Consider the following 22,016-nt stretch of genomic DNA (forward strand, 5'->3'; position numbering starts at 1 on the left):
CAGAATTATGGCAAGAAATAATGACAATGTACAACAGCCGAAGTTTAACGCTATCTCTATTGGTCTTGCGTCTCCAGAATCTATTCTTGGGGCATCAAAAGGAGAAGTCTTAAAGCCGGAAACAATCAACTACAGAACGCACAAGCCAGAGCGTGACGGGTTGTTCTGTGAGCGTATTTTTGGTCCCGTAAAGGATTATGAGTGTGCTTGTGGTAAATATAAAAGAATACGCTACAAAGGGATCGTTTGTGACCGTTGTGGTGTAGAGGTGACAGAGAAGAAAGTACGTCGTGATCGTGTAGGACACATTAACCTTGTGGTTCCTGTGGCTCACATCTGGTACTTTAGATCTTTACCTAATAAAATAGGGTACTTACTTGGTCTTCCATCTAAGAAGTTAGATATGATCATTTATTACGAGCGCTACGTGGTTATACAACCAGGTATTGCAAAGAATGAAGAGGGTGAAGACCTTAATAAAATGGATTTCCTTACGGAAGAAGAGTACTTAAACATACTTGACAGTTTACCGCAAGAAAACCTATACCTTGATGATGAAGATCCAAACAAATTTATCGCCAAAATGGGTGCTGAATGTTTGATCGAACTTTTAAGAAGGATAGATCTTAACGAGCTTTCTTATGAGTTACGTCACAAGGCAAATAACGAGACGTCTAAGCAACGTAAAACGGAGGCACTTAAACGTCTTCAAGTTGTAGAGGCATTACGTGATGCAAATAAAAACCGTGAGAATCTTCCAGAATGGATGATTATGAAGGTTGTACCAGTAATTCCACCAGAATTACGCCCACTAGTACCACTAGATGGAGGTCGTTTTGCAACATCAGATCTTAATGATCTTTACCGTCGTGTAATTATACGTAACAACCGTCTTAAGCGTTTGATGGAAATCAAAGCGCCAGAGGTAATCTTACGTAATGAGAAGCGTATGCTACAGGAGTCTGTAGATTCACTTTTTGATAACACACGTAAATCTTCTGCAGTAAAAACAGATTCTAACAGGCCATTAAAGTCTCTTTCTGATTCTTTAAAAGGTAAGCAAGGGCGTTTCCGTCAGAACTTACTTGGTAAGCGTGTAGATTACTCAGCACGTTCTGTAATTGTTGTAGGACCAGAATTAAAGTTATTTGAATGTGGTATTCCTAAGGGAATGGCAGCAGAACTTTATAAGCCTTTTGTAATACGTAAGCTTATAGAGCGTGGTATTGTAAAGACTGTAAAATCTGCAAAGAAAATAATAGACAAAAAAGAGCCTGTAGTTTGGGATATATTAGAGAATGTTCTTAAAGGACATCCTATTCTCCTTAACCGTGCTCCTACGCTTCACCGTCTAGGTATACAGGCATTCCAGCCTAAGCTTATTGAAGGTAAAGCGATACAATTACACCCACTTGTGTGTACAGCATTTAACGCCGATTTTGACGGTGACCAAATGGCAGTACACTTACCGCTTGGGCCAGAGGCGATTCTTGAGGCGCAGTTATTAATGCTTGCTTCTCATAATATCTTAAACCCTGCGAATGGTGCTCCAGTAGCAGTACCTTCTCAGGATATGGTATTAGGTCTTTACTATATGACAAAGGCCAGAAAATCGACTCCAGAGTTTCACGTAAAAGGAGAAGGAATCACTTTCTACTCTGCAGAAGAGGTAAATATTGCCTATAATGAGAAACGTGTAGACATTAATGCAATCATTAAAATACGTGCTAAGGATTTTAATGAAAACAAAGAGCTTGTTTATAAAGTAATGGAGACGACTGTAGGTCGTGTGCTATTTAACGAGGCTGTACCAGAAGAAGCTGGATATATAAACGAAGTACTTACTAAAAAGTCACTACGTGATATTATAGGACGTATTCTTAAGGTAACAAGTGTGCCAGTTACAGCAGCTTTCCTTGACCGTATTAAGACTATGGGATATGGATTTGCATTCCGTGGAGGATTATCATTTTCACTAGGAGATATTATTATACCAGATGAGAAGCACGGTATGATAGACGAGGCAAATGAGCAAGTAGAAGGTATTACAGGATCTTATAATATGGGTCTTATTACTAATACAGAGCGTTATAACCAAGTTATTGATGTGTGGACATCTACAAACGCGACTCTTACAGAGCTTTCTATGAAGCGTATCCGTGAGGATCAACAAGGGTTTAACTCGGTGTATATGATGCTTGACTCAGGAGCACGTGGATCTAAAGAGCAGATACGCCAGCTTACAGGTATGCGTGGTCTAATGGCAAAACCTAAGAAATCTAACGATGGAGGTGGTGCTATTATTGAAAATCCGATTCTTTCTAACTTTAAGGAAGGTCTTTCAATTCTTGAGTACTTTATCTCTACGCACGGTGCACGTAAAGGTCTTGCAGATACCGCTCTTAAAACGGCAGATGCAGGTTACTTAACACGTCGTCTAGTAGATGTATCTCAAGATGTAATCATAAACAGTACAGATTGTGGTACATTAAGAGGAGTAGAAGTAGCTGCGTTAAAGAAAAACGAAGAGGTGATAGAATCTCTAAGTGCTCGTATCATAGGTCGTACATCTCTTAATGATGTTATAAACCCACTTACTAACGAGGTAATCGTTGAGGCTGGTGTTGAGATAGATGAAGATATCGCAGAGATTATAGGAGCTGCACCAATAGAAACTGTAGAAGTACGTTCTGCGCTTACTTGTGAGGCTAAGAAAGGTATTTGTGTAAAATGTTACGGTCGTAACCTAGCTACTAATAAAACGGTACAAATGGGTGAGGCAGTAGGAGTAGTTGCAGCACAGTCTATTGGAGAACCAGGAACACAGCTTACACTTCGTACCTTCCACGTAGGAGGGGTTGCAGGAGGTGTGTCTGAAGACTCTAGCGTAACAGCTAAGTTTGACGGTAAACTGGAGATAGAAGATCTTAAGACAGTAATGGGAGAAGATAATGAAGGTAACCCTGCAGAAATCGTAATCTCTCGTACTTCTGAAGCAAAAGTTTCAGATCCTAAGACGGGTATCACACTTAGTACAAATACAATTCCTTACGGTTCACAAATTTTTGCCAAGTCTGGTGATAAGGTAAAAGCTGGAGAGGTAATCTGTAAGTGGGATCCATTTAACGGAGTTGTGATTTCAGAATTTGCCGGAAAAATTAAGTTTGAGTCTATTGAGCAAGGTATAACTTACCGTGTAGAAACAGATGAGCAAACAGGTTTCCAAGAAAAAGTAATTTCTGAATCTAGAGATAAGAAAAAAATACCAACATTAATCATTGAGGATAGCAAAGGAAACGCGCTACGTTCTTACAACTTACCAGTAGGAGCTCACCTTATGATAGATGATGGAGATAAGATTAAAGAAGGAAAAATTCTTGTAAAAATACCTCGTAAGTCTGCAAAGGCTGGAGATATTACAGGAGGTCTACCACGTGTAACAGAATTATTTGAAGCACGTAATCCATCTAACCCAGCAGTAGTATCTGAGATAGACGGTGTAGTATCTTTCGGAAAAATAAAACGTGGTAATCGTGAGATTATCGTAGAGTCAAAACTTGGTGAAGTTAAGAAGTACCTAGTAAAATTATCTAACCAAATTCTTGTACAAGAAAATGATTATGTAAGAGCAGGTATGCCACTTTCTGATGGTTCTGTAACGCCTAACGATATATTAAATATCAAAGGCCCATCTGCAGTACAACAGTACCTTGTTAACGAAGTACAAGAAGTATATCGTCTACAAGGGGTGAAGATTAACGATAAGCACTTTGAGGTTGTAGTACGCCAGATGATGCGTAAAGTACGTATACAAGATCCAGGTGATACTATCTTCTTAGAGAACCAGCTTATTCACAAAGCAGACTTTATCGAAGAGAATGATGCTATGTACGGAATGAAAGTCGTAGAAGACGCAGGAGAATCTGAAAACCTTAAACCAGGGCAGCTAGTATCTCCACGTGAACTTCGTGATGAAAATTCTTTACTAAGAAGAGAAGATAAGAATCAAGTAACTGCGCGTGATGTGCAACCAGCTACTGCTTCTCCTATCCTTCAAGGTATTACAAGAGCATCGCTACAGACTAAGTCATTTATTTCTGCAGCATCTTTCCAAGAGACAACAAAAGTACTTAACGAAGCTGCTGTAAGCGGTAAGATAGATTACTTAGAAGGTCTTAAAGAAAATGTAATTGTAGGTCATAAAATTCCAGCTGGTACGGGTATGCGTCGTTATGATGACATTCTTGTAGGTAGCAAGGAAGATCTAGCAAATATGATGCAAGAAAAGCAAGAAGTAAACTATAACTAGTACCTATTGTACTAACAGTATAGTTAGATATAAAATCCCGTTTGACTTTTTTGTCAAACGGGATTTTTATTTTCATTGAGTATGTAAACAGCATTTTGACTAAGTAATACACTAGTATCAGTACAAAGTGGTAAGGTTTTTATTCCGCTTTCGCGAAAGCGCACCAATCCTTACCTTCACAATAGATAAAGTGATGTATGGACATTGCTCACTCCCATAAATTGATTTAAAAATTAACAAAGACACCAATAATGGCAGACGATAAAAAACAAAACCAAAACCAGAAGAAAATAAACATAGAGCTTACAGAAGATATGGCTCAGGGTACTTATTCTAACCTAGCAATTATAAATCACTCTGTATCTGAGTTTGTGGTAGATTTTGTAAATATTATGCCTGGCACCCCTAAAAGTAAGGTGAAGAGTCGTATAATTCTTACTCCTCAACACGCAAAGCGACTTGCTAAGGCACTAGCAGATAATGTAAAACGTTTTGAAAATGCACACGGCGTTATAAAGGACTACGAGAAGCAGCCAGTGCCACTTAATTTTGGACCTACAGGTCAAGCTTAAGTCCTATTTTTTTAAATTTTACTTTGTCTATAAACGGTTTATTTTAGCTATTTTTGATTTCTTAATTTTTTGTTAAAATGTTCTCATTTGGCTAAATTATGAATGCTATTAATGCAATGCATCTATAATCATAATCAATTTAAATGAGCTCATTATGAAAATGTTAAAATAAATCGTAAATTTCTAAAGCGAAATAATTTTTGAGACTCTAGTGTGAAAATTAGTGACTTAAACAGGTGTATATTTCTCACTAAATTTCTATTTCTTGAAAATCTCAAAAAATAAAAAACACATCATTGTTGCTGTAGGGGCAAGTGCAGGAGGTCTAGAGGCTCTCAATGCTTTTTTTGATAATGTGGTAGAAAATTATGACTACAGTTATGTAATCATACAGCATCTATCACCAGATCATAAGAGCTTAATGGCAGAGTTACTTGCAAAGAAAACTAAAGTGCCTATAGTAGCGGTTACAGACGATTCTATAATTGAGAGAAACTGTATTTATGTGATTCCTCCTACTATGAATCTTGTAATACAAGATGGACATCTCAAGTTACTAGACAAGCCAGAGGCAAAAACGCTCAATTTACCCATAGATTTATTTATGGAGTCTCTAGCAGTGGCCTATGGTAGAGATGCTGTAGGTGTTATATTAAGTGGTACGGGTAGTGATGGTACACGTGGTATACAGGCTATAAAAAAACAAGGCGGACTAGTCCTTGTACAACAACCAGAAGATGCTAGCTTTAATGGTATGCCATCTAGCGCAATAAATACGGGTGATGTAGACTATATCGTTCCTGCAAGGGAAATGATAGGTGAGATACATACGTATTACAATGATGGTCTCATTGTAAACTATGATGATGAAACTTCTCAAAAAGTAAATGAGCAGTTGCGCACCATTTTAAACATATTGCATAGTAGCACTACAATAAATTTTAACTACTATAAAAGACCTACCATATTAAGACGTACAGAGCGACGTATGAATAGTCTTAAAATCAACACCTTTGATGAGTATATTAACTATCTCCATATGCATTCTGAAGAGGTCATTATTTTATATAAAGAGTTTTTAATAGGTGTGACAAAATTTTTTAGAGATACAAAAGCGTGGGATTTACTTGAAACAGAAACCATACCTGCAATTGTAAGTCATAAGCATAATGGTGATATTATAAAGGTTTGGGACGTGGCTTGTTCAACAGGAGAAGAGTCATACTCTATAGCCATCCTTTTTGAAGAAGAAATTAAGAAGCAAAATAAGGATATAACGCTCAAAATTTTTGCTACAGATATTTCTCAAGAACATATACAAAGTGCATCTGCAGGTTTATTTACAAAGAGAGTAGTAGATAACGTTCCACCTTCAAAATTAAATAAATACTTTAGTCAAGAGGGTGATGAGTTTAAAATCAACCCAGATCTCAGGAATAAAATTATTTTTTCAAATCACGATATTTTAAAAGATCCTCCATTTAAAAATATGGATATGGTTATATGCCGTAATCTTTTAATATATCTCAAGCCAGAGGTGCAAACCGCCGTTTTGCATACCCTGCATTACTCGCTTAAACGTGATGGGTATTTATTTTTGGGTTCTAGCGAGTCTCATACAGCTTTACGTAACTCTTTTGAAGCTGTAAATGGAAAGTTGAATATTTTCAAAAACATTATCCCATCAGAAAGATTGCATAGTGAGCTTCTTACCTCAAAGGTTAAAAAGGGTAGTAGTACGCTTTCGCGAAAGCAAAAACAAAAATCGGTCACACCTTCGGTATCCTTTGACGGAGATATTAAAATGTGTATTTCTGATGCGATTATTTCACAGTTTGATACCGCTAGTGTTTATATAGAAAGTGATTTTAAAGTAGTAGATGCAATGGGGGCCTTTGCAAAATATGCTCAGTTACCAGAAACAGGTTTTTCACTAGACTTGCTTAAAATGCTACCAGATAATCTCAAGACTGCTGTAAATAGTGCGACCAGAAAGGCTAAGCGCACTAAAAGCGATTTTATTTATAAAAATGTGGCTACACAAAAGTCTGGTGTAGACACTATGGTAAATGTTATTGTAAAGCCCATATTTAAAAATAATACAGATGACTGTGATTATGTAATCACATTTATTGAGCAAGAGTTTACTCCAGATACAACCATACAGACGGGTGTTATGAGTCTTGCTACTACACCAGATGCACGTATTAAAGACCTCATTGATGAAATCGAGGAGACTAGAGGAGAGTTAAAAAAGGCCTTAGAAGATGCAGAGAGTAGCAATGAAGAATTACAAACACTTAACGAGGAGTTACTAGCCTCAAATGAAGAGTTACAAAGTACTAATGAAGAGTTGCAAAGTGTAAACGAGGAGCTGCATACCGTTAATGTTGAGCACATAGAAAAAATGGATGATCTTGCCTTGCTCAATGCAGATATGGATAACATACTCAATAGTACACAGATTGCTACTATATTTTTAGATAGAGAGCTTACTATAAGAAAGTTTACTCCTTCTATACAAGAACATTTTAAGTTAATAAAACAAGATGTAGGGAGGCCTATCGAGCATTTCTTAACCCAGCTGGGTACAGGTGCTAAGTCTATGCTCAAAACCAAGATCGAGAAGGTAATGGAAACTGGCATAATAAACGAAACCCAGATTAATAAAAAAGATGGGCGTTCATACATAAGGCGTATATCTCCATTTTATACAGGAACTAAAAAAATAGAAGGTTCTGTCATCACATTTGTAGACATTACAAAAACAGTAGAATCTCAAAAGAAACTCAAAGAAAGCCAGCAAAAGTTTAAAGACTTCTACGAGAATGATCCCGTGATGCACGCTAGTGTAAACCCGTCTACAGGTCGTATAGTAGAGTGTAATAAAATATTTCTAGACACTCTTAAACTTAAGTCTAGAGATGAGGCAATAGGTAGACGCATATTTGACTTTTATACAGACCAGTCTAAGGCAAAAGGATTGGGTCTTCTTGATCAGATTCAAAAAACTGGGGTTATAGAAGGAGAGCAAATGACACTTGTAGATATAGATGGAAATCATATACCTATCATTCTTAATTCAGAGCTCGTAGTTCCAGAGGTGGGATCTTCATACTCTAGATCTACTTTAATAAATATATCAGACTTGCAGCGCGCACAGCAACTTATGTATGATAAAAATGAGGAGCTGCAACGCATTAATACAGACCTAGAGCAGTTTGTCTCTATTTGCTCGCACGATTTACAAGAGCCTCTTGGTACGATACGTTTTAGCAGTGATGTAATTTTAAAGAAATTTAGTGACAATCTAGATCCAAAAGCCACAGAGTACCTAGGTTACATATATGGTGCCGCTGGTAGAATGGCAGACCAAATTAAAGGCTTATTAGAACATAGTCGCATAGGTCAAGAACTGGAGCGTACTGAGGTAGATGTGCAAGAGTTATTAGAAATTGTAAAATATGACCTAGGTAAGCGTCTTAGAGAGTGCAATGGCAAAATACACTTAAGCAGGATGCCTTCTATATGGGCTTATAAGACAGAGCTTAGATTATTGTTTCAAAACCTCATAGGAAACTCTCTTAAATATTGCAAACCAGATGTGAGCCCGGTGGTGCGCATTTCTTCTTTTGAAGATGAGGGCTATTGGACATTTGTGATTAATGACAACGGTATAGGCATCGCTCAAGATGATCTAGATAATGTGTTTAAAATATTTGGTAGAGCTGCTACTCAGCACAAGTATGAGGGTACCGGTGTGGGGCTTGCTCATTGTGAGAAAATTGTAAAACTGCACGACGGGACCATTTGGGTAGACTCGCAAGTTAATGTGGGTAGTACATTTTACTTTAAAATAAAAAAGTAAATATATGTCAGGCCCTTCTACTTTATATCCAAAGAAAATAGACCTTACTAATTGTGACAAGGAGCCTATACATTTACTAGGTCAAGTACAATCACACGCCTATCTCTTTGTGATAGATGTACTTAATAAACAACTTGTGCGTGCATCTGAAAATGTATTTGATTTGCTTTCGCGAAAGCGTGAAGACATTCATACAATCACGCTTAATGATATTTTTGGACCTAGTGCTCCTACCATTGCATCGCATATTGAAGGTAAAAATACTCAGACTATTGAAGCCGAAGTTAAAGGAAAGAGATATGTAGTGATTACTCACTATAGAGAAAATCTTATTTACATTGAGCTAGAACCTATAGTAGCGCAAGCAGAAGCTCATATAATACAGCGACAGCTTTCAGATATTGTTACAGATCTTAGTCAAGCTATTACAGTGAGTGAGATGTGTGATAAAACGGCAAATCTCATAAAAAGCTTAACCGGTTATGACCGTGTAATGCTTTATAAATTTGATCAAAACTGGAATGGCACAATCATCTCTGAGTCTCGTGAAGAGGTATTAGAAAGTTGGCTAGGGATGCATTACCCTGCTACAGATATTCCTCAGCAGGCTCGTAAAAGCTTCTTAAAGCAAGGGGTGCGCATCATTGCAGATGTTGCCTCTCAGACATCTGCCGTATTTCCAGAGCTTAATGAGCAGGGGCAGCCGTTAGACCTCACGAATTGTGAGTCTAGAGCCTCTTCTCCTATACATATAGAGTATCTAGAGAATATGAAAGTAGGAGCTACTCTTACTGCTGCTATTGTAAGTAATGGAACTTTATGGGGGCTTATAGCTTGCCACCATTACAGCTCTAAGTTTACAAATTATTACCAGCGGCAAACTATAAAATTTTTGACTCAAGTTTTTTCTACGCAGCTTACCTTACGTTCTTCAAACGAGGTTCTTGCGCGTATTAATGCTACCACAGCAAGTCGAGCAAAACTTGTAGAACAAATGAGTAATGAGTGGGATGTGCAGGGAGGTTTAACAAAAAAACCTACATCTATGCTAACCATCACAGAAGCTACAGGTGGGGCTGTGTTTTTAGAAAACACACTGTCTACAGTGGGTGATACACCTAGTAAAGAAGATATAAAAAACCTCATAGACTGGATATACACAACGCAACTAGGTAATACATATACAACTCAAAATCTTGCTAAAGTATATGAGAAAGGTAAGGCTTTCGCCAAAATGGCTTCTGGCGTGTTATGTGTTTTTATTGCAAAAGGACAAAAGGACTGCCTTCTTTGGTTTAAACCAGAACTAAAACAAGTGATTTCTTGGGGTGGAAATCCAGAAAAGGCCGTTGCCGAAAAGAATAAGCGCTTAAGCCCTCGTAAGTCTTTTGAAAAGTGGAACAAGGAGCAAGTACTTACCTCGTTGCCTTGGAAAGATTATGAAATTGCATCTGCTCAAGCCTTAAAAACAAGTATATCTAATATCATTATAAGTAGATATCAAGAAGTAAAATTACTTAATGATAAATTAAAGGAAGCCTATAAAGAGTTAGAGTCTTTTAGTTATAGCGTTTCTCACGATCTGAGATCGCCACTAAGGGGTATAGATGGATTTGCTCAAATTATTAAAGAAGATTATTTTGACACCCTAGACGATTATGGTAAGAACGCTATACAGACTATCATAGACTCAACAAGTAAGATGAACACGCTTATAGATGACATACTTGCTTTTTCTGGAATAGGCAAGGATCAGACAGCTATGGGAGTTTTTGATATGCAAGAACTGGTGAATGAGGTGGTACAATTTTTACAACTTGAAAAAAAATATAGCAATACTACCATAGAGGTAGAAGCAGATTTGCCTAAAGCATATGGAGATAGAGGAATGATTTTTCAACTATTAATTAACCTTATAGGCAATGCCCTAAAGTATAGCCATACAGTACAAAAACCATCTGTACATATAGGTGTTTTAAAAGATAAATCACCAGCAGTTTATTACGTGCGTGATAATGGCATAGGCTTTAATGAGGCTCATAAGGAAAAAATATTCGGTGTTTTTAATAGACTCGTAAAAGACGAATTTGAGGGATCTGGTATAGGGCTTGCGATTGCACAACGTGTTATTGATAAGCATCAAGGAGTCATTTGGGCAGAGAGTAAGGAGCACCAAGGAGCAACATTTTATTTTCAACTCCCAGTTAGATAATGAAAGGATTTATAGTTTCTGTAGAAGATAACCCTAATGATTGTGCATTAATGAAGCGTATTTTTGAACGTGAGATGCCTTTAGTAAAGACACATATTATAGAAGACTCTCTTACTGCGCTAGCCTGGTTTCAGGGCTTTAAGGATATTAAAAATACTCCAGATTTAATTCTGTTAGATATAAAAATGCCTAAATTAGATAGGCTAAGCTTACTAAAAGAAATTAGAAAAATAGAGCTTTTTACAAATTCACCTATTGTTATAATGAGCTCTTCAGACCAGCTAAGTGATAGAGATAAGGCCTACGCATACGGTGCAAATAGTTATCTAGAGAAACCTAAAAGCTATACAGAATTCAAAGAACGATTACCCATAATCTCGAGCTACTGGCTTACGTTAAATAAATAGTTATGACAACAGAAGTACATATATTGCTAGTAGAAGACACGGAGTCTGATGCTGCTCTTATCACTAGACAAATACACAAATTAGATAAAAATTATAAAGTTCAAGTAGTAGATAATCTTTCAGATCTAGAGGTTGCGATAAAAACATTTAATCCTCAACTCATAATTTCGGATTATAACCTGCCTACTTGTACGGGTATGGAGGTTCTAGAGGTATCTAGAGATAAATCGCCTACAGCTATTTTTCTGTTTGTTACAGGCACCTTACAAGATGAGGAGCTGGCGGCAGAGACTATTTTAAATGGAGCAGATGGCTTCATACTCAAAAAGCATATAAACGTACTGGCCTCAAAACTATCACCATATATTGATAAAATTAAGAATAGACCAGTTATAGTTCAGAATACGAGAAATAGAATAAAACAAAGTACAGATCTCGTTAGTGATATCAAGAATTATATGGATGATATAAATAAAGAAAATATCACTCATCAAGAGCGCATTGCCAAAATAAGAGAACACCTAGAAAAAATTAAAAAATCCCTATGATATTAGAACATCTCAAAGAAAAAACTAAAGCGATACACGATGAGGTAGAAGAAGATAACCTTACGGGCTTTATAATGGATGGCAGTATAAATCAAGCGCAATACGAAGAGCTCTTGAGGCAAAACTTTTCTGTTTATAAGGCGGTCGAAGATTTTATAAACGCACGTTATGATAACTTACCAGACGAGCTTAAGCCCTTTGCTGGTTATCAAAAAACAAATGCACTGGCAAAGGATATAGCTGGTTTTTCTAACTTTCCATTACCACAACCTACAGCTATAACAGGCCCTCGTGACTTAGGTACGCTCGTAGGAGCTTTATATGTAATAGAGGGATCTATGATGGGGGGTATGATGATGAGTAAAAAACTACAATCTTGTGAGAAGTTGTCTCATATAGAAGCGCATTATTTTTATAACACAGACACAAAAGTAGCTGCTACTAGATGGAAATCATTTAAGGAAGCTGTATTGAGTTGCAAGTTTACAAGTGAGGATATAGATAGGGCTGGTGTAAGTGCCATTCATATTTTTGAACACTTTAAAAAGGCTTATAAAAAGCCCACAATGTAGTATCGCCTCATATCATTACTACGATTTACTTTTTTTATAAAGACTTATGAAATCTTACAAACTTAAAATAGAACAGGTAGATGACTTTGTACCTGAGATTGCAGGGGCCTTTGGCGTAAATTTTACAAATAGTTTTGGAGAGTTTGCAGTAAAGATACCATCGCACATAGGTACTGGAGAGATAAAGGGTATTAATTTTCCTAACGGTATAGGTTTACATATCATAAACTGTGATATGCACGATGATACGGAGTTCTATTTTGAGAATAATGGTATAAACTCTCTCAGGTTCATATACTGTATGAAAGGGGAGATTGCTCATAAGTTTTCATCTAGCGAAGAAGAGATTGCCATACGTCGCGCAGAGCATCTTATTGCCGCGCCTACGTATGAGGAAGACCAGATTTATATTATAAAAAAAGATAGCCCTGCCATTATTTGTTATTTGGAGATAAATAAAGTTAAGTTTCAAGAGCAGTTGTCGTATGACCTTAATAAGATAGATGCAGCTTATTATCCACTTTTTGCAGATGTAAATGGGCTAACTCAAATTGCTCATAAAGGTTATTACAGTCTACAAATTTCTGATATCATAGGGAGTATTCTCAGTAACGAAGATCAAGGTCTGGTTCGTACTAATTACCTAGGCGCAAAGGCGCTTGAGTGTACATCACTTATGCTTAAACTGTATAGGGAGGACTCACTAGAAGGTAATAAACGTACCACATTAAGACTATCAGATATGGATACTGTGGTAGCTGCCGTAAACTATATAGAAAATAACATTTCAAAACTTGAGACCATACCAGAAATTGCCGAAGCTGTAGGTATAGAAGCTTATAGGTTACAAGATGGTTTTAAACGCAATTATGGGATGACCGTAAATGATTATATAAAAGAGTATCGATTAAAACGTGCCTTAACAATGCTCACCTCAGAAGATAAGAATGTCTCTGAGGTTGTGTATGCACTTGGACTATCCAGTAGGAGCTACTTCTCAAAAATTTTAAAGAAAAGTATGGTATTCCTCCTTCTTCATTGCGCAATTTGCCAGAGCTCTAATCTTGTTTATCAATAGAGTTTGTACTCCAGGCTTCTGGTTTTCCAGAAAATTTTGGTTTCGTGTTTGCCCATATGCCTTTAAAGAGATCTGAGTTGCGATAACCCTGCAGAGCCTCGTTAGATTCCCAGTGACTGTGCGTAAAGAAGATAGAAGGATCTTCGGCATCTTGAAGTAGTTCTAAGTAGAGACAACCTTTAAAAGCACGTATATCACTTTTTACCTTTTCAAAATTGTTTAAAAAAGAGGGTATCTCGCTTTCGCGAAAGCGTAATTTCACTAGTCTTACAATCATTTATCTGTAAAGTTTATCATTACCGTGTCTCTATAATTGAGGCCAAAGAGGCTAGCAGCACTACCTACCGTACTAGGATTACTTTTGTAAATAGCAAGCTCTATGTAACCACCAGAGTTAAAAACGGCTAGTTTCTTTCCTTCCTCTTCTCGCTTAGATTTTTCTATGTCAAAGTTTATAGCATCGCTATACTGCTTATAGATTTTTGTGATGTCTGCACCACGTGCTTCAAGCTTAAAGCTGCGACCTTTGCCTACTTCGTCAAATAATTTTTTTGTGATGTTACTTACCACATTACCATAGTTATCTATATAAATGACGTTACCAGATATCTGGTTGCGAGCCGTGTTTATAACAGGTGCGATACCTGTAAGTTGTCTTATGTTATCTATGTTTTTTCCTATCACACCTAGCGTACCACCGCGTGCGATATGGCAGGCCGTCTTTACAAATACATCTAGTACAGTAAAGTTAGTAAGTGTACGGTCGTGTATGTTTATCTCTACTTTTTCCTCAGGTACAATATCTTTTGTGAGTAGCGATATGATACCATTATTTGCACATATAAAATAATGACCATCTAGTTTTACGGCTATGTGGTTTGTTTCTGGTGTGAGCTCGCTGTCTACACCTATAACGTGTATGGACCCTTTCGGGAAATTTTGATACGCATTTTGAATAATATAAGCTGCTTCCATAAGATGAAAAGGCGATACAGAGTGCGATATATCTACAATACGCACATCCTCTAGCTCTGAGTAAATCGCTCCTTTTACGGCTCCTGCAAAAGGATCTTTCTCGCCATAGTCTGTTGTAAGAGTGATTAATTTCATATAAAGTACTGTGCTTTGTTTTCTTAAAGAGTTACTTGTTTAAAATAGTTATAAACCATCATTGTTTATTATTTAATCGTTAACAGGGTGTTGAACTCGTGTTTTGGTGATTAAAAAATGCGTATTTTGGTAGTAAACAAAGCTAAAATATTTTACGGACGTAACTCACTAAATCCTTCTGCCTTTTGAACGAATTAATCTTAGAACTCTCAGAAATCAATCCGCGCGAATTTTTTGGACAGCGCAATGCTAATATAGAACTCCTTAAGCAGTATTTTCCTAAACTCAAGATAGTAGCTAGAGGTAATAAAATCAAAGCTTACGGAGATGAAGATCTTCTAGAAGAGTTTGATAGGCGTATGACGATGCTTATGGATCACTTTGGGAAGTATAATAAGATAGATGAAAACTCAATAGAGCGCGTACTTACAAGTGTGAGTAAAGAAGATTATGAAACGCCTGTAGAGAGTGGCGATGTGCTTGTACACGGGGTGAGTGGTAAACTTATAAAACCACAAACGGCAAACCAGCGTAAACTGGTAGAGCTTTCAAAAAAGAATGACCTAACCTTTGCTATAGGTCCTGCCGGTACTGGTAAAACATATGTAGGCGTTGCACTAGCGGTAAAAGCGCTTAAAGAGAAGCGAGTAAAACGCATTATACTCACGAGACCTGCTGTAGAGGCTGGAGAAAATTTAGGTTTTCTACCTGGTGATATGAAGGAGAAGCTGGACCCTTATATGCAACCACTTTATGATGCACTTAGGGATATGATTCCTAGTGAAAAGCTAGAGACCTTTATTGAGAAAGGAGTGATACAAATTGCACCTATGGCTTTTATGCGTGGTCGTACACTTGATAATGCTTTTGTGATACTTGATGAAGCTCAAAACACAACACACGCCCAGATGAAGATGTTCCTTACTCGTATGGGACGAAATGCAAAGTTTATGATTACTGGAGATCCAGGGCAGATAGATTTACCTAGACGTGTCACCAGTGGTCTTAAGGAAGCGTTACTTATCCTCAAAACCGTAAAAGGAGTAGGGATGATTTATCTTGATGATAAAGATGTGGTGCGCCATCCTCTAGTAAAGAAAATGATTGCGGCTTATCGCGAGATAGAAAATAGAAACGACTAACATATTTCTATACTTTTAATTCGTAATATATCATTCAGAATTTTACTTTTGAAGAATAACTAATCGTGTTGTTTTAATACCTCAAAAGGATTAATACAACCGTTCAAACCAACCTATAGTGAACACTATTACAGACACTAATTTTAACTTCCCTGGTCAGAAATCTATCTACAAGGGTAAAGTGAGAGAAGTCTACACACTCGAAGATGATTTATTACTTATGGTTGCAACAGATAGGCTAAGCGCCTTTGACGTTGTAATGCCTAAAGGAATTCCTTTTAAGGGGCAAATCTTAAATCAGATTGCTACTAAAATGATGAAGGATACAGAAGACCTTGTGCCTAACTGGCTCGTGGCTACTCCAGATCCTAATGTGGCAATAGGGAAGCGATGTGAGCCTTTTAAAGTGGAGATGGTAATACGTGGTTATATGTCTGGGCACGCGGCTAGAGAGTATAAAGTGGGTAGGAGAATACTTTGTGGTGTTGCAATGCCAGAAGGAATGAAAGAAAATGATGCCTTTCCAGAGCCTATCATCACACCAGCTACTAAGGCAGAGATGGGTGACCACGATGAGGATATCTCAAGAGAAGATATTATTAAAAAGAACATCGTTTCAGAAGAGGATTACCTCGTGCTAGAAGATTACACACGCAAGCTTTTTCAAAGAGGAAGTGAGATTGCAGCATCTAGAGGACTTATATTGGTAGATACGAAGTATGAATTTGGAAAAACCGCAGATGGTGAGATTGTTCTCATAGATGAGATACATACACCAGACTCTTCTCGTTACTTCTATGCCGAAGGTTATGAGGAACGTCAAGCAGCTGGCGAAGCTCAAAAACAACTATCTAAAGAGTTTGTGAGACAGTGGCTTATCTCAAATGACTTTCAAGGTCTAGAGGGACAAACCGTGCCTGAGATGACAGATGAGTACATAGAGACTGTATCAGAAAGATATATTGAGTTGTATGAGAATATTACAGGTGACGCTTTCGCAAAAGCGGATACTTCAAACATTCAAGACCGTATCGAGAAGAACGTGCTCGCATACCTTGCAAAATAACAGCATAGCAATTTAAAAACTAAAAGCCCTTTCGTTACCAAGGGGCTTTTTTTGTGTTACGCTTTCGCGAAAGCGTACTTATATCACTTACTAAAGTCTAATTCAAACTTTGAAATCATTTGTAGTAATACCTCCTCAGTTTCTGTAAAAAATGGTCTTGCGCCTTGATGAGCATCTACCTTTTTAAACTCAGCGACGATAGATCCAGACTCGTAGGCATCTACTATTTGAGGATGCACGTAATACTTGCGACATACATTGCGTGTATTACCTAGAGCTTCTGCAGCGGCGTCAAAAGCGGTGAGTATGTTTGCTTTATTTTCCTTTTCGTCTTCTGTGTAGCCTAGGTCGAGCACGGTTTCAAAAAAAGTTTTTGTAGCTCCCCAAGTCCTAAAATCTTTTGCCGAAAATAAGTCACCACTCAGCTCGTGTATGTAATCGTTTACCATCGTGCTATCTACGCGGTGCTTTTCGCCATTTGAATCATAAAATTGAAATAACTCCCAGCCAGGTATTTCTTCGCAACGGTTTACAAGTTTTGCGAGTTTCTTATTGCGTAGGGTGATGTTGTGCTTTTTGCCTTTTTTACCCACAAACTCAAAGCGGATTTTTTCCTTGGTAGTTGTCACGTGTCTGGTGCGTAAGGTAGAGAGGCCGTAGGTTTTATTGCGCTTTGCGTAGTAGTCGTTACCTATACGTATGTGGGTTTCTTCCATAAGCCTGAGGACAAGTGCAAGCACCTTGCGTTTTGACATCTCTGGAGCGTCAAGATCCTCATCTATACGCTCGCGTATGCTAGGCAGTGCGTTTCCAAAATTGGCTAGTTTATAAAACTTAGTTTGGTTTCTAATTTTTGACCATAGGTCGTGATAGCGGTACACTTTTCTGTTTTTAGCATCGCGACCTACCACTTGTAAATGTCCGTTAGGAGGATATGCAATGCGCACTTTCTCCCAGTTAGGCGGTATCACAAGATTATTGATGCGCTCTAATTCCTTTTTGTCCTTAAGAGGTTTATCATTAAAGTAATAGTGAAATTTTTTCTTCTTCTTTTTCCTTCTTATGTTGAGGTCTGCATCAGAGACGTAAATGAGATTTGCTGCGGCCGCAGTTTCCTCTGGGTTTCTTAGGATGTTCTCGATTTGGCTGGCGGTGAGTGTCATAACAGTAAATTTAGTGACGAAAACAAATGCCTGTTCAAAAATATATGTGAACGTTTTGGTAAACTGCTCTTAATTTTTGTTACTTCACCATATAAATAGATCTTGTATGCAAGCACAACCATCATTTTACGATCAGGCTAATGAACTTATAGCAGATTTTTCTAGCGCTATGTGGGGAATCCCGCTCGTGTGCTTACTTATAGGTGGCGGTCTGTTTTTGCTCATCTATTCGAGATTTTTGCCATTTAGATACTTAGGTCACGCTGTTGCAGTCTTGCGAGGAAAGTACGATGGAGAAAATGATGAAGGAGAGATTACACACTTTCAGGCGCTCACTACAGCGCTTAGTGCAACCGTAGGTATGGGTAACATCGCCGGTGTAGCGGTGGCAATTGCTATAGGAGGTCCAGGTGCTGTTTTCTGGATGTGGATGAGCGCCATTGTGGGTATGGCAACAAAGTTTTTTACAGGCTCGCTTGCCATAATGTATAGAGGTAAAGATAGTGAGGGCAAAACACAGGGAGGACCTATGTATTTTATCACAGAAGGAATGGGTAAGGCCTGGAAACCGCTTGCCGTAATCTTTAGTATTGCGGGACTCGTGGGAGCATTGCCGGTTTTTAATGTAAACCAACTCACACAGGCGGTAAATGATATATTACTCGTACCTCAGGGTGTTGAGGTGGGTTTTACCTCTAACTTGATTATCGGGCTCATACTTGTTGCTATCACGGCAGTTGTTATACTAGGCGGACTCGATCGTATTTCTAAAACTGCATCAAGACTAGTGCCTGCGATGGTCTTTATTTACTTTGTAGCAGTAATGGCAATACTCTTTGTAAACATAGATGTAGTTCCTAAATATTTGGGTCTCATATTTACAGATGCCTTCTCTGCCGATTTTTATACAGGAGATAAACTGCTGGGCGGTGTGGTAGGTGGATTGATTTTATTAGGTATAAAACGTGGTGCTTTTTCAAACGAAGCTGGTGTAGGTACGGCACCTATGGCGCACGGCGCTGCAAAAACTGCACAACCCATACGTGAAGGACTAGTGGCAATGCTGGGCCCTGCAATAGATACCATTGTGGTGTGTACACTTACGGCGCTTGCAATTTTGGTAACAGACGTGTGGCAAACGACAGATGCAAATGGAGTTACGCTTACGGCTTCCGCTTTCGCGAAAGCGTTATCACCTGCAGGGAAATATATCTTACTATTATGCATCGCCGTGTTTAGTATCTCATCGCTGTTCTCATATAGTTACTACGGGACTAAGTGCTTAAGCTTCCTTTTTGGAGCGCATAATAAGAAGTATTATAACATCGCTTACATCGCGAGTATTTTGATAGGAGCGACCACATCACTTAGTATGATGATTAACTTGATAGACGGATTTTTTGCCATAATGGCAATACCAACGATGATTGCAACCTTGTACCTCGCACCAAGAGTGATGAAGGAAGCGAGGAGGTATTTTAAGGAGTTGGATTAATTATCGCAATACCTTAAAGGTGCGATTTTCTGGTTTTTTAAGACGAACATCTATGGAGTCGTGCTGCCATTTTTCCTCAGCAAGATGTGCATAAATATCAATCTTGCCTGAACCTTTGTTTCCTTTAAGAGGGACAGTAATGCGTATGGTTTTTGCTTTATCATCTATGAGAACATCACCATCTATAATATTGCCTATTTGTAACGGTGATCCAAAGTAGGTCGTTACCTCCTTATTCTCTTCTGCTTCTTCTCTAGCTTTATCAATGAGTTCTGGATCTGCCATTGCAGTTCCCATTGCGTTTATAAAATCACCAGCAGCCATAATGAATAGTGTAAAACAAACAATGATAAGAGCGGTGGGTACAAACCACTTCCAGTTGCGATGTAGCCAAGGCTTTTTTGTGATAAGTTCGTTGTTATAAGACATAAAAAAAGGTTGTTCGTTTATAGAGTAAACGAACAACCTTCATATCTGTTACAGCTATTGTGATTACACTTGAATCACCCCAAGATTAAAGGGCTTCTCGATAGGAGCGTGGTCTGCGGCTTCGATACCCATTGAGATCCACTTACGCGTATCTCGTGGGTCTATAATGCCGTCTGTCCAGATTCTTGATGCTGCGTAGTATGGTGATACTTGATCATCATAACGAGACTTAATACAGTCAAAAAGTTCTTTTTCTACCTCTGGTGTGATTTCTTTTCCTTGCTTTTTGAGCGAGGCAGTTTCTATCTGTAGTAATACTTTTGCAGCACTATTACCAGACATTACCGCAAGCTCTGCACTAGGCCAGGCTACTATGAGTCTTGGGTCGTAAGCTTTACCACACATTGCATAGTTTCCTGCTCCGTAAGAGTTTCCTATAATAATAGTAAACTTAGGCACAACCGAGTTTGAAACAGCGTTTACCATTTTTGCTCCGTCTTTTATAATACCTCCGTGCTCACTTTTACTACCTACCATAAAGCCAGTTACATCTTGTAAGAATACAAGCGGTATTTTTTTCTGGTTACAGTTGGCTATAAAGCGCGTCGCCTTATCTGCACTGTCGGAGTAAATCACTCCGCCAAACTGCATTTCACCTTTTTTAGTTTTTACAAGCTTGCGCTGGTTTGCAACGATACCTACTGCCCATCCATTAATGCGAGCATAACCTGTAAGTATAGATTGCCCGTAACCTTCCTTATATTCGTCAAACTCAGAGTTGTCTACCAGTCTGTCTATAATGTCTCGCATATCATATTGATCTGCACGAGAGGCAGGCAGGATGCCAAAAAGTTCTTCTGGATCTTTTGCAGGCTTTGCAGGTTCAATACGGTTATAACCTGCTTTTGTGTAATCGCCTATTTTTCCCATCAATTTTTTAATGGTATCAAGAGCGTCCTTGTCATCTTTAGATTTATAATCTGTCACACCAGAAATCTCACAGTGTGTAGTGGCTCCTCCTAGTGTTTCATTATCTATAGATTCACCTATTGCTGCTTTTACAAGGTAGCTTCCCGCAAGAAAAATACTTCCCGTTTTATCTACTATAAGCGCTTCATCACTCATAATAGGTAAGTATGCACCACCAGCAACACAACTTCCCATTACTGCAGAAATCTGTGTAATACCCATACTACTCATCACCGCATTGTTACGGAAGATGCGTCCAAAGTGCTCCTTATCTGGAAAAATCTCATCTTGCATAGGGAGATAAACACCCGCACTATCTACTAGGTAGATAATAGGTAGTTTATTTTCCATAGCGATTTCTTGTGCTCTTAGGTTTTTCTTTCCTGTAATAGGGAACCAGGCTCCGGCCTTAACAGTAGCATCATTTGCAACGATGAGACATTGCTTACCAGATACGTATCCTATTTTTACAACCACACCACCAGAAGGGCATCCGCCGTGTTCTTCATACATCCCTTCTCCAGCAAAAGCGGCAATCTCGATACACTTTTTTGGGTTGTCTACTAGGTAATCTATGCGCTCTCGGGCAGTCATTTTACCCTTAGCTTTATGTTTATCTATACGTTTTTGCCCACCACCTAGTTTTACTTCGGCAAGGCGATTTCTCATCTCTGATAAGAGTAGCTTATTATGATCTTCGTTTTTATTGAATTTTAAATCCATAAAATGTGTGTGTGCTTGAATGTTTTTCTGTCTATAAAGGTAAGTATTGTAGCACAAGCTTGAAATGAGAATTGTAAAAATTACCTACTACCCAAATTCCAATAAATAACCGATATTTGTAGCTTGTCTTATTACATAAGATTTTCCCTAAAAATAAAACTATGGGTATGAATAAAAATACCGTTTTGGCGTGGGCCACTTTTATAATGATTTTAGTAGGTTTAGGACTTATAGGTCTTGGCGTTTTTAAATATAACGATGTTGCTGGCTGGGGATTTGCCTCTGTAGGTGTTGGTTTCTTTGCCATTGCTTGGGTATTTAATGCCCTTAAGGGTCGTGTATAATGTGTGAGG

At 38.2% G+C, this 22,016-nt stretch carries 17 protein-coding genes; 12 read left to right on the forward strand and 5 right to left on the reverse strand.

The window, feature by feature from the left end:
- Positions 1-7: 7 nt before the first annotated feature.
- From rpoC to ACFO5T_RS05280, 8 genes are all read left to right on the forward strand, one after another.
- Entirely contained in the window at positions 8-4,309 is a 4,302-nt protein-coding gene (gene rpoC / locus ACFO5T_RS05245) for a DNA-directed RNA polymerase subunit beta' (RefSeq protein ID WP_375252878.1), read from the forward strand.
- A gap of 251 nt (positions 4,310-4,560) precedes the next feature.
- A complete protein-coding gene (locus tag ACFO5T_RS05250; protein WP_021778476.1) occupies positions 4,561-4,881 on the forward strand; it encodes a DUF3467 domain-containing protein in 321 nt (106 codons plus the stop codon).
- A 265-nt stretch (positions 4,882-5,146) separates the two neighbouring features.
- Positions 5,147-8,749: a CheR family methyltransferase gene (locus ACFO5T_RS05255; protein ID WP_380032578.1), complete on the forward strand. Its 3,603-nt coding sequence runs from the start codon at positions 5,147-5,149 to the stop codon at positions 8,747-8,749.
- Between the two features lie 4 nt (positions 8,750-8,753).
- A complete protein-coding gene (locus ACFO5T_RS05260; protein WP_380032580.1) occupies positions 8,754-10,961 on the forward strand; it encodes an ATP-binding protein in 2,208 nt (735 codons plus the stop codon).
- Positions 10,961-11,368: a response regulator gene (locus ACFO5T_RS05265; RefSeq protein WP_380032582.1), complete on the forward strand. Its 408-nt coding sequence runs from the start codon at positions 10,961-10,963 to the stop codon at positions 11,366-11,368. Before ACFO5T_RS05260 ends, ACFO5T_RS05265 begins: the two co-directional genes overlap by 1 nt.
- A gap of 2 nt (positions 11,369-11,370) precedes the next feature.
- Positions 11,371-11,916: a response regulator gene (locus tag ACFO5T_RS05270; protein ID WP_380032584.1), complete on the forward strand. Its 546-nt coding sequence runs from the start codon at positions 11,371-11,373 to the stop codon at positions 11,914-11,916.
- Positions 11,913-12,488, forward strand: a complete 576-nt coding sequence (locus ACFO5T_RS05275; protein ID WP_380032586.1) for a biliverdin-producing heme oxygenase — start codon at positions 11,913-11,915, stop codon at positions 12,486-12,488. Before ACFO5T_RS05270 ends, ACFO5T_RS05275 begins: the two co-directional genes overlap by 4 nt.
- 46 nt (positions 12,489-12,534) lie before the next feature.
- Positions 12,535-13,566 (forward strand): helix-turn-helix domain-containing protein, encoded by a 1,032-nt coding sequence (locus tag ACFO5T_RS05280; protein ID WP_380032589.1) that lies wholly within the window; start codon positions 12,535-12,537, stop codon positions 13,564-13,566.
- On the opposite strand, the gene ACFO5T_RS05285 is transcribed toward ACFO5T_RS05280, so the two are convergent.
- Together ACFO5T_RS05285 and ACFO5T_RS05290 are read right to left on the reverse strand one after the other, a co-directional pair.
- Positions 13,547-13,843 carry a putative quinol monooxygenase gene (locus ACFO5T_RS05285; protein WP_380032591.1) on the reverse strand — a complete coding sequence of 99 codons (297 nt, stop codon included), beginning with the start codon at positions 13,841-13,843 and terminating at the stop codon, positions 13,547-13,549. The genes ACFO5T_RS05280 and ACFO5T_RS05285 overlap by 20 nt on opposite strands.
- Entirely contained in the window at positions 13,840-14,676 is an 837-nt protein-coding gene (locus ACFO5T_RS05290; protein WP_035325187.1) for an SAM hydrolase/SAM-dependent halogenase family protein, read from the reverse strand. Before ACFO5T_RS05290 ends, ACFO5T_RS05285 begins: the two co-directional genes overlap by 4 nt.
- Before the next feature lie 185 nt (positions 14,677-14,861).
- Here ACFO5T_RS05290 and ACFO5T_RS05295 point away from each other — a divergent pair, with 185 nt between their 5' ends.
- Positions 14,862-15,818: a PhoH family protein gene (locus tag ACFO5T_RS05295; protein ID WP_035325186.1), complete on the forward strand. Its 957-nt coding sequence runs from the start codon at positions 14,862-14,864 to the stop codon at positions 15,816-15,818.
- A gap of 115 nt (positions 15,819-15,933) precedes the next feature.
- Positions 15,934-16,884 (forward strand): phosphoribosylaminoimidazolesuccinocarboxamide synthase, encoded by a 951-nt coding sequence (locus ACFO5T_RS05300; protein WP_380032976.1) that lies wholly within the window; start codon positions 15,934-15,936, stop codon positions 16,882-16,884.
- Between the two features lie 83 nt (positions 16,885-16,967).
- Here ACFO5T_RS05300 and ACFO5T_RS05305 read toward each other — a convergent pair whose 3' ends face one another.
- Positions 16,968-18,047 (reverse strand): DNA topoisomerase IB, encoded by a 1,080-nt coding sequence (locus ACFO5T_RS05305; RefSeq protein WP_380032594.1) that lies wholly within the window; start codon positions 18,045-18,047, stop codon positions 16,968-16,970.
- A gap of 106 nt (positions 18,048-18,153) precedes the next feature.
- On the opposite strand from ACFO5T_RS05305, the gene ACFO5T_RS05310 reads away from it, so the two are divergent.
- Positions 18,154-19,542: an alanine/glycine:cation symporter family protein gene (locus ACFO5T_RS05310; protein WP_380032596.1), complete on the forward strand. Its 1,389-nt coding sequence runs from the start codon at positions 18,154-18,156 to the stop codon at positions 19,540-19,542.
- On the opposite strand, the gene ACFO5T_RS05315 is transcribed toward ACFO5T_RS05310, so the two are convergent.
- Positions 19,543-19,971, reverse strand: a complete 429-nt coding sequence (locus ACFO5T_RS05315) for a hypothetical protein (RefSeq protein WP_380032598.1) — start codon at positions 19,969-19,971, stop codon at positions 19,543-19,545.
- Between the two features lie 63 nt (positions 19,972-20,034).
- Positions 20,035-21,663 carry an acyl-CoA carboxylase subunit beta gene (locus ACFO5T_RS05320; RefSeq protein WP_380032600.1) on the reverse strand — a complete coding sequence of 543 codons (1,629 nt, stop codon included), beginning with the start codon at positions 21,661-21,663 and terminating at the stop codon, positions 20,035-20,037.
- A gap of 161 nt (positions 21,664-21,824) precedes the next feature.
- On the opposite strand from ACFO5T_RS05320, the gene ACFO5T_RS05325 reads away from it, so the two are divergent.
- Entirely contained in the window at positions 21,825-22,007 is a 183-nt protein-coding gene (locus tag ACFO5T_RS05325) for a CAL67264 family membrane protein (protein WP_021778491.1), read from the forward strand.
- The last annotated feature ends 9 nt before the right edge of the window (positions 22,008-22,016 follow it).

The sequence above is a fragment of the Dokdonia genika genome (assembly GCF_042652845.1).
GTDB lineage: Bacteria > Bacteroidota > Bacteroidia > Flavobacteriales > Flavobacteriaceae > Dokdonia > Dokdonia donghaensis.